Source organism: Gilliamella sp. Choc5-1 (assembly GCF_001690595.1).
In the GTDB taxonomy this organism is placed as follows: Bacteria; Pseudomonadota; Gammaproteobacteria; order Enterobacterales; family Orbaceae; genus Gilliamella; species Gilliamella apicola_M.
In genome coordinates this window covers 22,417-35,260 of sequence record NZ_LZHH01000086.1, presented here as the reverse complement: position 1 = coordinate 35,260, position 12,844 = coordinate 22,417, and the positions used below count along the sequence as shown (strand labels likewise).

11 protein-coding genes and 1 tRNA gene are annotated in these 12,844 nt (G+C 34.7%); 4 read left to right on the top strand and 8 right to left on the bottom strand.

Going from position 1 to position 12,844, the window contains the following annotated elements:
• Positions 1–30 precede the first annotated feature (30 nt).
• The 3 genes from A9G35_RS07665 (at position 31) to A9G35_RS07655 (ending at position 2,531) form a co-directional block, all read left to right on the top strand.
• Positions 31–1,149, top strand: coding sequence for a glycoside hydrolase family 172 protein (locus A9G35_RS07665; protein WP_065636357.1), 1,119 nt, complete (start codon positions 31–33; stop codon positions 1,147–1,149).
• 14 nt (positions 1,150–1,163) lie between these two features.
• A complete protein-coding gene (locus A9G35_RS07660; protein ID WP_065636356.1) occupies positions 1,164–2,162 on the top strand; it encodes a substrate-binding domain-containing protein in 999 nt (332 codons plus the stop codon).
• 292 nt (positions 2,163–2,454) lie between these two features.
• Positions 2,455–2,531 (top strand) — tRNA-Met (locus A9G35_RS07655).
• A 40-nt stretch (positions 2,532–2,571) separates the two neighbouring features.
• On the opposite strand, the gene metF is transcribed toward A9G35_RS07655, so the two are convergent.
• The 3 genes from metF to A9G35_RS07640 form a co-directional block, all read right to left on the bottom strand.
• On the bottom strand, positions 2,572–3,447 hold the full coding sequence (gene metF / locus A9G35_RS07650; protein ID WP_065636355.1) for a methylenetetrahydrofolate reductase [NAD(P)H]: 876 nt from the start codon (positions 3,445–3,447) through the stop codon (positions 2,572–2,574).
• Positions 3,448–3,581: 134 nt separating this feature from the next.
• The gene (gene metE / locus A9G35_RS07645) at positions 3,582–5,855 is read right to left on the bottom strand and encodes a 5-methyltetrahydropteroyltriglutamate--homocysteine S-methyltransferase (protein WP_065636354.1); all 2,274 of its coding nucleotides are present in this window, start codon (positions 5,853–5,855) and stop codon (positions 3,582–3,584) included.
• Positions 5,856–6,029: 174 nt separating this feature from the next.
• Positions 6,030–6,584: a YagU family protein gene (locus A9G35_RS07640; protein ID WP_065636353.1), complete on the bottom strand. Its 555-nt coding sequence runs from the start codon at positions 6,582–6,584 to the stop codon at positions 6,030–6,032.
• A 75-nt stretch (positions 6,585–6,659) separates the two neighbouring features.
• On the opposite strand from A9G35_RS07640, the gene A9G35_RS07635 reads away from it, so the two are divergent.
• Positions 6,660–6,920 carry a hypothetical protein gene (locus A9G35_RS07635; protein ID WP_065636352.1) on the top strand — a complete coding sequence of 87 codons (261 nt, stop codon included), beginning with the start codon at positions 6,660–6,662 and terminating at the stop codon, positions 6,918–6,920.
• Positions 6,921–6,982: 62 nt separating this feature from the next.
• Here the strand turns inward: A9G35_RS07635 and A9G35_RS07630 are convergent, their stop codons facing one another.
• The 5 genes from A9G35_RS07630 to A9G35_RS07610 are packed head-to-tail and all read right to left on the bottom strand — an operon-like array spanning position 6,983 to position 12,786.
• On the bottom strand, positions 6,983–8,164 hold the full coding sequence (locus tag A9G35_RS07630) for a serine hydrolase (protein WP_065636351.1): 1,182 nt from the start codon (positions 8,162–8,164) through the stop codon (positions 6,983–6,985).
• A gap of 14 nt (positions 8,165–8,178) precedes the next feature.
• Positions 8,179–9,285, bottom strand: coding sequence for a peptidoglycan glycosyltransferase MrdB (mrdB, locus tag A9G35_RS07625; RefSeq protein WP_065636350.1), 1,107 nt, complete (start codon positions 9,283–9,285; stop codon positions 8,179–8,181).
• 2 nt (positions 9,286–9,287) lie between these two features.
• Positions 9,288–11,228 (bottom strand): penicillin-binding protein 2, encoded by a 1,941-nt coding sequence (mrdA, locus tag A9G35_RS07620; RefSeq protein ID WP_065636349.1) that lies wholly within the window; start codon positions 11,226–11,228, stop codon positions 9,288–9,290.
• A gap of 18 nt (positions 11,229–11,246) precedes the next feature.
• Positions 11,247–12,281: a PhoH family protein gene (locus tag A9G35_RS07615; RefSeq protein ID WP_065610013.1), complete on the bottom strand. Its 1,035-nt coding sequence runs from the start codon at positions 12,279–12,281 to the stop codon at positions 11,247–11,249.
• 25 nt (positions 12,282–12,306) lie between these two features.
• Complete coding sequence (locus A9G35_RS07610) at positions 12,307–12,786, bottom strand: hypothetical protein (protein WP_034911954.1); 480 nt, start codon at positions 12,784–12,786, stop codon at positions 12,307–12,309.
• Between the last annotated feature and the right edge of the window lie 58 nt (positions 12,787–12,844).

Sequence of the window (12,844 nt, the reverse complement as noted above, 5' to 3'; positions counted from 1 at the left end):
GAATTTAATAACACTTACTAAGGATTTAAAATGAACATATTTAATTCAGTAACACAATTTAATTTTGAGCAAACTAGAACAATTTCGCCAGAAAATCTGACTGGTGATAAAGGTAAATCATGTATGAAAGCTAGTGTTTTAGGTCCAAGTCGAAAAGGGCAAGGGTATATTTCAATTCCTGCAGGTAAAACTGTAACTATTGCTGAAATAACTGGGCCTGGTGAAATCCGTCATATGTGGTTTACCTTAACAGATAGGACTCATCATGGTAGTTTTGTGCTACGTGATGTTGTAATTCGGATTTATTGGGATGATGAAAAAATACCTTCGGTCGAAAGCCCAATAGGAGATTTTTTTTGTAATGGTTTTGGGGCAAGATGTGATATTAATTCACTACCAATAGTGGTTAATCCAACCGGTGGTTTTAATAGCTATTTTAGAATGCCATTTAATAAAAAAGCAAGAATCGAAATCCAAAATGAGCATGAAGGTGATTTGCAACATTTCTTTTTTACAATTAATTATGCTGTGATGCCTAAACCGTTTGAACAACCTCTATATTTCCATGCTCAGTGGCGACGACAACGCATGACAAATTATGCGCAAGATTATGTCATACTTAATAATGTTCAAGGGTATGGTTACTATGTTGGAACTTACCTTGCTTTGACTGCGTTAGAGCGTTATTGGTGGGGAGAAGGTGAATTTAAATTCTATCTTGATGATGATAGTGATTATCCAACTCAACATTCCACTGGTTCTGAAGACTATTTTGGTGGTGCTTGGGCATTTCATAATCGTGATAGTCAAGGTAAACCAAAAGCAAAATGTTTTCAAACATTATTTATGGGCTACCCTTACCAAACTAATCGAGACGCAACACGTGACTTTTTCCAAACGGGTGATTCAAATCCTGTGCATGGTTTTGGAGATGATGGTTTACCTTCACATGGTTTATATCGCTGGCATTTACCAGATCCTATTGCTTTCCACAAAAATATCAAGCTAGCCTTTCAACAAATTGGGAATGATGATATAAGATTATATGAACGTAGTGATGATATTGCGAGTGTTGCATATTGGTATCAAAATCCGTCAGTTAATCACAATCCAATATTTCCAAACAAGCAACAGCGTACTCCACGGTAATTTTAAGGTGATGTATGGCGAGTAATAAATTAAAAATCAATGATATTGCTCGTTTGGCTGGCGTGTCGGCAACAACCGTCAGTCATATCTTTAATAAACGGGATAAAAAATATCGTATTTCACCACTAACAAGGCAACGAGTTTTATCTATTGCTCAGCAATATAGTAATCAATCTCATATTCGCCGATATTTAATTAAGGCCAATAGTACCAATACTGTTGGCGTAATTGTTCCAGATATGTCAAATTCGTTTTTCTCGATGTTTTTGTACCATCTAGAATCATCCTTTCGTCATAAAAATATCCAATTATTAATTACTTGTAGCCATTATAATAGAGAGGTTGAAGTCAAAGTAGCACAAAATTTAGTTGAACGTAAAGTTGATGCAATGATTGTGGTGACTTCATTAGATAGTGATAAATTTTATGCCGATATTAACCAAAATACACCCGTTCTATTTTTTGATCGCTATTTGAAAAACACAAAATTACCTTTTATAACAAGTGAAGCTTCACAATCGGTTGCTAAATTAATTGAACCATATGCAAAACAGTTTGATGAATTTTATTTTATTGGTTGTGATATTGGGCTAACCTCTATTCAGGCACGATTAGAAGGTTTTAAGCAGGGACTTGAAAACGCAGGTTTAGTGGTTAATCCTGATTGGTTGGTGAGTGATGTTTATTGTCCTGATAAAGGATATGATTTACTCAAAAATGTGCATAAGAAATTAGGTCGATTACCTAAAGCTATTTTTACTCCGTCATGTAATTTATTACAAGAAGTACTTAACTATCTGGTTGCTGTTAATGCTGATCCCAAACAGGTTTGTTTATGCTCTTACGATTATAATATTTATTTTGATTACTCGTACTATCCAATAGATGCAATAGCTCAAGATTTTGAAAATATGGCCAATGCTTGTGTTAATATGATTTATAATTTATTGAATTTTGAAGAATTAAAATGTTCTGCACTATTTATTGAGCCTAAGATAAAACGCCATAGATGAGTCATAAAGAAAAATAACCGTTACTGATTTAGCTAAATGCTTTATGGTTACTACAAGCCATTTATAACTCGCTAAAAAACCAGATTAAAGCTTTTTTCTTTTAACCTACTGAATATTTGAGCTATCTTTGGCGTTAGTGAAAGGCTAAAGTTATTGTTAAAAAATCTTATTTAATTTTGTATTTATGTAAGAAAATAATCTATATTCACTTAAGAATGTTTAAAAATATGCCGTTTAAGTTAAATGGGTATTGCTTTATTATTTAATTACTATAATATGGTCACCTCTTTGACGCGGGGTGGAGCAGCTTGGTAGCTCGTCGGGCTCATAACCCGAAGGTCGTTGGTTCAAATCCAGCCCCCGCAACCAATTCTAAATCATTGTTTATACTTTCCTGTTTTTATATTCACTATTCCGATTTTGGCACCGCTAGCAATGTAGATACCGCTTCGCTAATGCGTCTTGCTATATAGCTATTGTTCATAGTGTATAAGTGAATTCCATTGACATTTTGCGAAACCAAATCAACAATCTGATCGATTGCATAAGCAATACCGGCATCACGAAATGCTTCTGGATGGTGTTCGTATTTTTCCATCATTTGTTTGAATTTTTTAGGTAAATTCACCCCACACATAGACACCATGCGCTCAATTTGGTTTTTATTGGTTACTGGCATAATGCCTGCTTCTATTGGAACATTAATGCCAATATCGCGAGCTTTATCTAAAAATGTATAAAAATAGTCATTATCAAAAAATAGCTGTGAAATAAGTTGATCGGTACCTGCATTGACCTTTTCTTTTAAGTGAATTAGATCTTGTTTTAGGGTTGATGCTTCAAGGTGTCCTTCAGGATAACATGCACCAATCACGTTAAAATCACTGTTTTCTTTAATGAATGTCACCAGTTCGCTGGCGTATCGAAAATCATCTTTAGGTTGCACATTTGGGCTGATGTCACCACGTAAAGCAAGCACATTATCAATTCCTGCACATTTAAGATCGTGTAGGATTTTTTGCATTTCAGCTTTATCAAAATTGATCCCCGGCAAGTGAGCGACGCTTTCAATGCCATAAGTGTGCTTGACTGAGTGGGCAATATCAATTGTGGTTTGGCCATTTAAGCTACCACCTGCACCATAAGTGACACTGATAAAGTCAGGTTTGAAGTAGCCAAGTTCCCGTAAGGTGCTATAAATTGTCTCTAATGGCGAGGTTTTTTTAGGCGGAAAAACTTCAAAAGAGAATACGGTTTTTTTATTAAATAATAGATTTGTTTTCATTTATTTTATCCATTGGTTAGGTCGCTTATTTCCCTTATTGACGTTTCCGCCGCCCAAATAGGCGGCGGAAGTGTAAAGCTAGGCAAAGTTCAACGTCTTTATAAAAAAGCACAACAACTTTGTAAAAACAGTGCCTAATTCAGTGTTTTTCTAACTTCTAAAGTAGCTTGAACAAGGTGTTGCAAGCTTTCAACCACTTCTTTTTCGCCACGAGTTTTTAAACCGCAATCTGGGTTGATCCATAATTTTTGGTTATCAATCTTCGCTAGTAACTTTTCAATCGTTGCTTTGATTTCAGCTACTGGTGGTACACGTGGTGAATGGATGTCGTAAACCCCTGGCCCCACTTCGGTTTTAAAATTGTTTGCATTTAGTACGTCAATCAATTGTAAATTAGAGCGAGAAGCCTCGAACGAAATAACATCAGCGTCCATTGCATCAATATCTTTAATAATGTCAGCAAATTCGCTATAACACATGTGGGTGTGGATTTGGGTATCAGCTTGTACTTTGCTGTGTACCAATCTAAATGCAGGAATCGCCCAATCAAGGTATTCACTGTTCCAATCGGCTTTACGTAGTGGTAGTTTTTCTTTTAATGCAGCTTCGTCAATTTGAATAACTTTAATACCTGCAGCTTCAAGATCTAACACTTCATCACCAATGGCTAATCCAATTTGGAATACTGATTCTTTTTGTGAAATATCTTCCCGTGGGAATGACCAATTTAGAATAGTCACAGGGCCGGTTAACATGCCTTTTACTGGTTTATCAGTCAGGCTTTGTGCGTATTTTGAATATTCAACGGTAATCGGTTTAGAGCGCGAAATATCACCCCAAACAATTGGTGGCTTAACGCAACGCGTACCATAAGATTGTACCCATGCTTTTTCAGTAAAGACAAAGCCATTTAAACTTTCGCCAAAATATTCGACCATGTCATTACGTTCAAATTCACCATGAACTAACACATCAATGCCTATTTCTTCTTGTAATTTGATGCACTGCGCAATTTTTTGTTTATTAAATTCGGTATATTCATTTAAGCAAATTTCGCCTTTTTTGAATTTTGCACGATTTAAACGTACATCAGGCGTTTGTGGGAATGATCCAATTGTAGTGGTTGGTAATAGTGGCAAATTAAAGGCCTTTTTCTGCGCCGCTTCACGCACTGAAAATTCAGGTAAACGAGTAAAGTCCGAATCTTTTAATGCAGCCACTTTTTGGCGTACCGCTTGGTTTGCGCCCTCACGCTCACGAGTAAATAATGTTTGGTTAGCTTTATAAGCGGCATTATTTTCAGAGTTTGCTTCTTTAAATAATTGACCAAGTTCAGCAAGTTCTTGTAGCTTTTCTTGAGCAAAAGCAAAATAAGCACGTTGTTGAATGGTTAATTTGGTCTCATTTTGCAATGTATAAGGAACATGCAGTAATGAGCATGAAGTATTTATCACAATATTTGCGGCTTTTTGTTTGATTTTACCTAGTAATGCTAAGGTTTTTTGGTAATTGTTTTTCCAAATATTTTTGCCATTAACCACACCTGCAAATAACACTTTATCAGCAGGGAAGCCATTATTTTCAAGCAAAGTTAATGACTGTTTACCTTCAACAAAATCAAGTCCAATACCATCAAAAGGTAAAGCGATAAGTTCTTTATAACAATCACGTACATCACCAAAATAAGTTTGTAAAACAATCTTAGTTTGTCCTTTTACCGATAAAATGGCTTGATAAAGTTCGGTAAATAAAGCGATATCGTCTTTATTTAGATCCGTCACTAAAATGGGTTCGTCAATTTGGACCCATTCAGCACCAAGCGTTGTAAATTTTTGGATGATGTCTTTATAAGCTTTAATAATATCGGCTTTAAAATCACCAAGCTGTTTTTTACCTAAATACTGCGCTAATTTAAAAAATGTTAATGGCCCAACCACAACTGGTTTGGTTTGAATGCCTAGTGCTTTAGCTTCTTGATATTCGTCAAATGGTTTACAGCCCGCTAATTTGATTTGTACTGAATCTTCAATTTCAGGTACTAAATAGTGGTAATTGGTGTTAAACCATTTTTTCATAGCCAGCGCGCGCACATCACCTTTTTCGCCCTGATAACCACGTGCCATGGCAAAATAACGGTCAAGTTCAGGTAAACCTAAATCTTGGTAACGTTTTGGAATAACATTAAGTAAACATGCTGTATCTAACACCGCATCATAGAATGAAAAATCATTAGATGAGATAAAAGCAATTTTTTGAGCAGCTTGTTGTTTTAAATGCTCAGCTCGTAACGCTTTGGCTTCGTTTAATAATTCGGCTTGAGTTTTATTACCTTTAAAATAGGCTTCTGTTGCAAATTTAAGTTCACGAAGTTTACCAACTCGAGGATATCCAATAACAGCAGTATTCATTTTTTATTTCCTTTTTATCGTTTTTCTTTAGTGATAAAAAAGATAACAAAAAAAATTGATATTGAATAATTCTTGTTTTTTATTGGTTGATATAGTTTTTTTTTATATCAAATAAAATAAAAAATCCCACTATCACTAAATAGTAGGATTTATTATTAATTCTATAACTTTAAATCATTTTTGACGCCATTCACCATGAATAGGTCTTGAAAAGTGGGCAAGTACCGCAATCATACAAATTTCAATTGAAACGCCCCAATAGATATGACCTAAAATTTCGCTCCAAAGCTCATAACCATTTAAATTCCATAACCAACCAACTGTGCCTTCGGCATCATAAGCAGGGTGACGAAAACCAAGTAATGGAATTAAAAAACCATGCATCACAACCGTAATAACTATGCCATAAAGTGCACCGTACCATAATCGAATTTTATTACAATAATATGCACCAGCCACATAAACAAAGGCAAAAGCAAAACTAAATAACCAGTGGTAAAGCGTAACAGCACCAGAAACAGTTGCTGTTTGATAAATATAATCAAGTGAATGAGAATCAATTCCAAGCCAGCCAAGCCATGCATCGATATGTGCCGCTGGAGGCGAAATTTCACCTGGTACTCGTGGAGGCATATTAACTTCTGATCCCCATTTAACTAAAGCACTAATAAAGCCACCAATGATTGTTGTCCAAATAATGACTTGACGATTTGTTTTATTACCAAACATACCTAGGTTTCCATTGTTATAATAAATATATATCCAAATTATACTCCTGTGTAATTTTGGATAAAAGAAGAATAAATGAGATTAAAGGGGGTAAAATTTATTGTAATAATTGGTGGAATTATTGATAAAATGCTTCGGGATAGAAATTTAGATGAAAAATTGCCAAAGAAGATGCTAGTCGGCGAAAACATTTCACCAATAAAAAAATGTTATGATTTTTTAAAAATTATTTTAATCATCAAGTATAAACAACTCGGTGTTTTCCTACTACTTAAACGTTATACTTTCCTGAAACTTTTTGACAGACTTGGTCTATTTTTTTATTCTGTTGATTAGATAATATTATTTTGATAAGGTTGTTCTGTAAGCTTATTTTTACAGAACAACGATAATGAAAACTAGTTAAATAACTTATGGAACTGCAAACCTATCCAATCCCATATTTCACCAAAGAATCCTGTTTCTTCAATATCCTGTAAAGCAACAAGCGGTTGTTCGTTAATAACTTTTCCGTCTAATAAAAACTGCATTTTACCCACTGCATTGCCTTTAGTGATTGGAGCATAGATATAACCATCAATTTTATATTCAACTTGTACATCGGCAGCGCGTCCTTTTGGTACGGTAATAAATGCTCCATTAACGGCACCAAGTTGGATTTTATTTTGATTACCATACCAAATTGATTCAGTAACAACTGGATTACCTGCTTTTACTGGATTTGCGGTTTCAAAAAATCGAAATCCCCAAACTAAGAGTTTTTTACTTTCTGCTTCACGACCTTTAAATGTACGCCCTCCCAGTACTGCTGAAATTAAGCGAGTGTTGCCTTCTACCGCTGAGGCAACTAAATTGTAGCCTGCGGCATTAGTATGACCCGTTTTTATACCATCAACGTTTAATGTTGTGTCCCAAAGTAATCCATTTCGGTTTAATTGTGGTTTGGACAAAGTGTAGGTAAATTCTTTTTGTTTATAAATAGAATATTCTTCGGGTAAGTCGCGAATTAATGCTTGCCCTAAATATGCCATATCTTTGGCTGTGGTGTATTGTCCTGGCGCATCAAGTCCGTGTACAGTTTCAAAATGTGTATGGTTTAGTCCAATTTTTTTTGCATAATCATTCATTAGGTTAACAAATGCACCTTGACTACCTGCTACATGTTCAGCCATGGCAATACAAGCATCATTGCCTGATTGAATAATTATGCCTTTGTTAAGATCAGAAACAGAAACCGTTTTACCGACTTCTAAAAACATTAATGATGACCCTTTTAATACTGGGTTACCCGTTGCCCAAGCATCTTTACTAACAACAACCATATCATCATTTTTTATGCGTCCTGATCGTAACGCTTGACCAACCACATAACTGGTCATCATTTTAGTTAAACTTGCCGGATCGCGCTGCTGCTCAGCATTATATTGTGCTAAAATTTCGCCTGATTTTGCATCAATTAAAATATAAGCTTCTGCGTCTAATTGTGGAATAGCAGGAATAGGGAAAGGCATTTGAGCTGATACTGATGAACAAATTGTAAGCGCTAATAAAGCAAAAGATAATTTAAATTTCTTTTTCATTTATTTAAATTCCGTTAAATATTTTTAGATAACATATATCGATGAGTATGAATAGACATAATAATGCCAAAACCGGCCATTAATACCACTAAAGAAGAGCCACCATAACTTATTAGCGGTAATGGTACACCAACTACTGGCAAGATTCCACTGACCATACCAATATTAATGAACACATAAATAAAAAATACTAAAATAAGCCCGCCAGAAAGGATTCGACCAAAGGTAGTTTGCGCCCGTGCAGCAATAAACAGCCCACGCACAATTAGGCATAAAAACAGAATTAATAAAATGATGGAGCCAATAAAACCAAACTCTTCAGCAATAACTGAAAAGATAAAGTCAGTATGGCGTTCAGGTAAAAACTCTAGTTGTGACTGCGTGCCTTCAAGCCAACCTTTTCCCCATATACCGCCCGATCCAATTGCTGTTTTAGATTGAATAATATGATAGCCAGCTCCATTTGGATCAAGTTCAGGATTAATAAGCATAAGTACACGTGTTTGCTGATAATCATGCATTAAACAAAACCACATAATCGGTAAAAATATAGCAATTAAAATAAGCGCAATAAGAATATAACGCCAATTTATACCTGCTAAAAAAATAATAAAAATACCAGACATGACAATCAAAATAGCTGTTCCTAAATCAGGTTGCATAGCAACCAGTAATGTCGGTACGCCAATGATAACAAGTGTTTGTAGCGTAGTTTTTAATGGTGGTGGACATCCATCACGATGAATGAATTTAGCAACCATTAGTGGTACGGCAATTTTAGCAATTTCAGAGGGTTGAAATCGCAATATACCTAAATCTAGCCATCGCTGGGCACCTTTGCTGGTATAACCAAAAATATCCACCAGTAATAAGATTAAAATACAAACGACATACAAATAAGGCGCCCACTTCTCGTAAGTTCGGGGAGAAAACTGCGCCAATACAATCATGACTACAAAACCAAGCAATATTTGTATTACTCGCTTTTCTAGCATATCAATATTTTTTCCTGTTGCACTCCAAAGAATATAAAGACTATAACCAAGTAATAATGTAATGAATAAAAAGAACAGGGGATCAATATGTATTTTTTGCCAAAAACTTTTTTTTATATTATTCATTATTAGTCCTCTGTTCCTGTATTGGATGATAATTCATTAATAAGCTCGGTGGAATTATTGCCTAATAGGTAAAAATCTAAGATTTTACGCGCCACAGCGCCACCATTCGAGCTGCCTCCTCCTCCGTTTTCTAAAACAATGGCTAATGCGATTTTTGGTTTATCATAAGGGGCGTAAGCAATAAACAATGCATGATCACGCAAGTGCTCTGGAATTTTATGGGCGTTATAGATTTCATCTTGCTTTAAGCCATAAACTTGTGCTGTTCCCGATTTTCCTGCTGCTTGATATTTTGCATCAGCATAAATTTTACGTGCTGTTCCTCGTGCACCAAACATAACTCGATGCATACCTTCTTTAGCTAGATTCCAATAATCTGATTTAATATTAACTAAACTATTATCTTCTAGATATTTTTCAGGATTAATTGTTGGTTGATGTTCATTTGAATTTAAAATATCACTCCTTTTATATAATAAAAAATGAGGAGTATAAGTTTTACCATTATTAATTAATGTCGTTAATGCTTTAGCCATTTGGATAGGCGTTGCAGTCCAATAACCTTGTCCTATACCAACTGGAATAGTATCGCCTTGTAACCAAGACTTTTTATGTCGTTTTATTTTCCATTCACGACTAGGCATAACTGCTCGTGTTTCTTCATTTGATGATATATCAATGCCAGTTCGCTGACCATAACCAAATTTACTCATCCATAAATTTAGGCGATCAATGCCCATATCATAAGCGACTTGGTAAAAATAGGTATCAACCGATTCTTCAATTGCTCTTAATACATCAACTCGACCATGTCCCCATTTTAACCAATCACGATAACGCCGTTCAGTACCAGGTAGTTGCCACCAACCAGGATCATTAACCACGCTTTTTGGTGTAACCACGCCTTCACTTAAAGCGGCAATAGAAATAAATGGTTTAACAGTAGAAGCGGGAGGGTAAGCACCCAGTAAAGCGCGATTAAAAAGAGGTTTGCTTGGATCTTTAAGCAATTCACTATATTTAGTGCTTGATATTCCTCCTACAAAAAGGTTGGAGTCATAACTTGGGCTTGAAACTAAGGCTAAAATTTCACCATTATTGGGATCAATAGCCACTACAGCAGCTTTACGCCCAGCCAATAATTGCTCAATATAGAGTTGCAATTTAAGGTTGATAGATAAATAGATATCTTCACCTGATTGAGGTGATTTTTTATTCAACTGTCGAACAATGCGTCCTCGACTATTGACTTCAACCTTTTCATAACCAGGGGTTCCGTGTAATACGTCTTCGTAGTACTTTTCTATTCCCATTTTACCAATATTAAAAGTTGCCACATAATCACTTGCTTTATTTTCATCTTCTAATCGCTGTTTATCTTGGCTATTAATTTTAGAGATATAGCCAAGAATATGGGTCAGTGATGATCCATAAGGATAATAACGATGCTGTATACCTACAATAGAAACAAACGGAAAACGATGTTGATCTACAACAAAACGAGCTATTTGTTTTTCGGTTAAATTATCTTTTAGCGGTACTGGACGATGAGCTCTATAATTGCGTCGTTCTTTTTGAAATGTTTCAATATCTTCATCTGTCAAATCAACAATTTTTTTTAATTGCTCAAATTGTTCATTGAGGTTTTTAGTTTTATCAGGAATAATATTTAATTGATATGTAATATTATTAATCGCTAATGGCGTACCATTACGATCATAAATCATGCCACGATTAGGTGGAATAGGAATAATTTCAATACGATTATCATTAGATTTAGTAGTGTAATAGCTATAATTCAAAATCTGTAAACCAGCTAAGTTTGCAATCAATATGATAATTAAAATAATAATGACAATAAAAGAAAACAGTGCTCGGCGTAAAAACAAATTTGCTTCCGCGGAATGATCTCGAATCTTAGTTTTCTTTTTTTTACTTGAGATAGAGATAATAGTACTCCTCTAAATACTTCTTTCTGTATGCTGCAACTTATGTTGCATATGTTGCTGTTCTTCCCATTTTTCGTAAGCATTAACAATTCTAGCAACTACTGGGTGGCGCACGACATCTTCACTATTAAAAAAATTAAAACTAATTTCATCAACTTGGCTTAATACTTCTATTGCATGACGTAACCCAGATTTTTGATTACGCGGTAAATCGATTTGAGTAATATCACCTGTTATTACCGCTTTCGAATTAAAACCAATTCGAGTTAAAAACATTTTCATTTGTTCAATCGTTGTATTTTGGCTTTCATCAAGAATAATAAATGCATCATTTAATGTTCGTCCACGCATATAAGCGAGTGGCGCCACTTCAATCACACTTTTTTCAATTAATTTTTCGACTTTTTCAAAACCTAACATTTCAAATAAAGCATCATAAAGTGGACGTAAGTAAGGATCCACTTTTTGGCTTAAATCGCCTGGTAAAAAGCCAAGTTTTTCACCAGCTTCGACTGCTGGTCGAGTTAGTACAATACGACGAATCTGTTGTTTTTCGAGCGCATCAACTGCAGCGGCTACCGCTAAATAAGTTTTACCTGTTCCAGCAGGCCCTATACCAAAAGAAATGTCGTAATCCAAAACATGAGCTATGTATTGTGCTTGGTTCGCTGTTCGGGGTTTAATTATACCTCGCTTAGTTTTTATCATCACTAGCTTTCCGCCTTGATGATCAACATAACTAGGTAAGTGTTCACTCACTTTTTCAAGCGCACCTGTCTCTTTGATAGCTAAATGAATTTGTTCTGGTTCAATATCAATTATTTTGTCTTTGATTTTGGTTTGTTTATAAAGAGATTGCAAAATATCAATAGTCGCTCGAACACAAATATCATCACCAGTTATTGAAAATAAATTACCTCGATGATTAATTTCAATACCAAGCCGACGTTCTAACTGTTTTATATTGTCATTATAAGGACCACAAAGACTATTAAGCCGCTGATTATCAGCGGGCTCAAGTATGGTTTCTTGTGTTGTAATATTCAAAAATAAAACCTCTATTCAATTAATTTTAATTGCTCAGACGCTGTTCACATAAAGAACATTTTTCAACGCCTTTTATAAAATCCATTTTACATTGATGACAAGAAACTATATTTCCGTTAACAACATTATTTACTGCACTTGTTGATTGATTTTCATCAAATCCTTGTGATTTCAATTTATTAACCAACATTGAAATAGGTGTTCCACTTTTTAACTCTTGTTCAACATATGAAGCTATTTGTTCTTCAAATGTTGGCGGTACATAGTCGAGCACATTTTCGTTATAATCGTTATTGCATTGATTACATTTTATATAACGACCTAAGGTAGAGTAACTAAAAATAGGAATAAAAAATAATGTAAAATATTTTGCTACTTTTATTTGTGTGTATTTCTGTTGTTTTTCGTCAGTAGTAATATTTTGTTGTGAGCAACAATTAGGACAATTAAATTGTCCACCACGTTCGTTGACTTCTCTTCCACGAGTACCAAAAATAATAAACATTTTTTCTTTCCTATTTTCTTATTTAATAACTTTTTAATTTCTATTTAAAATAAATAAC

What these genes read in the sequence shown, in the direction of transcription:
- A9G35_RS07665 (WP_065636357.1), top strand. Translation starts at nt 31, where the DNA reads ATGAACATATTTAATTCAGTAACACAATTTAATTTTGAGCAAACTAGA.
- A9G35_RS07660 (WP_065636356.1), top strand. Translation starts at nt 1,164, where the DNA reads ATGGCGAGTAATAAATTAAAAATCAATGATATTGCTCGTTTGGCTGGC.
- metF (WP_065636355.1), bottom strand. Translation starts at nt 3,447, where the DNA reads ATGAAAACAAATCTATTATTTAATAAAAAAACCGTATTCTCTTTTGAA.
- metE (WP_065636354.1), bottom strand. Translation starts at nt 5,855, where the DNA reads ATGAATACTGCTGTTATTGGATATCCTCGAGTTGGTAAACTTCGTGAA.
- A9G35_RS07640 (WP_065636353.1), bottom strand. Translation starts at nt 6,584, where the DNA reads ATGTTTGGTAATAAAACAAATCGTCAAGTCATTATTTGGACAACAATC.
- A9G35_RS07635 (WP_065636352.1), top strand. Translation starts at nt 6,660, where the DNA reads ATGAGATTAAAGGGGGTAAAATTTATTGTAATAATTGGTGGAATTATT.
- A9G35_RS07630 (WP_065636351.1), bottom strand. Translation starts at nt 8,164, where the DNA reads ATGAAAAAGAAATTTAAATTATCTTTTGCTTTATTAGCGCTTACAATT.
- mrdB (WP_065636350.1), bottom strand. Translation starts at nt 9,285, where the DNA reads ATGAATAATATAAAAAAAAGTTTTTGGCAAAAAATACATATTGATCCC.
- A9G35_RS07610 (WP_034911954.1), bottom strand. Translation starts at nt 12,786, where the DNA reads ATGTTTATTATTTTTGGTACTCGTGGAAGAGAAGTCAACGAACGTGGT.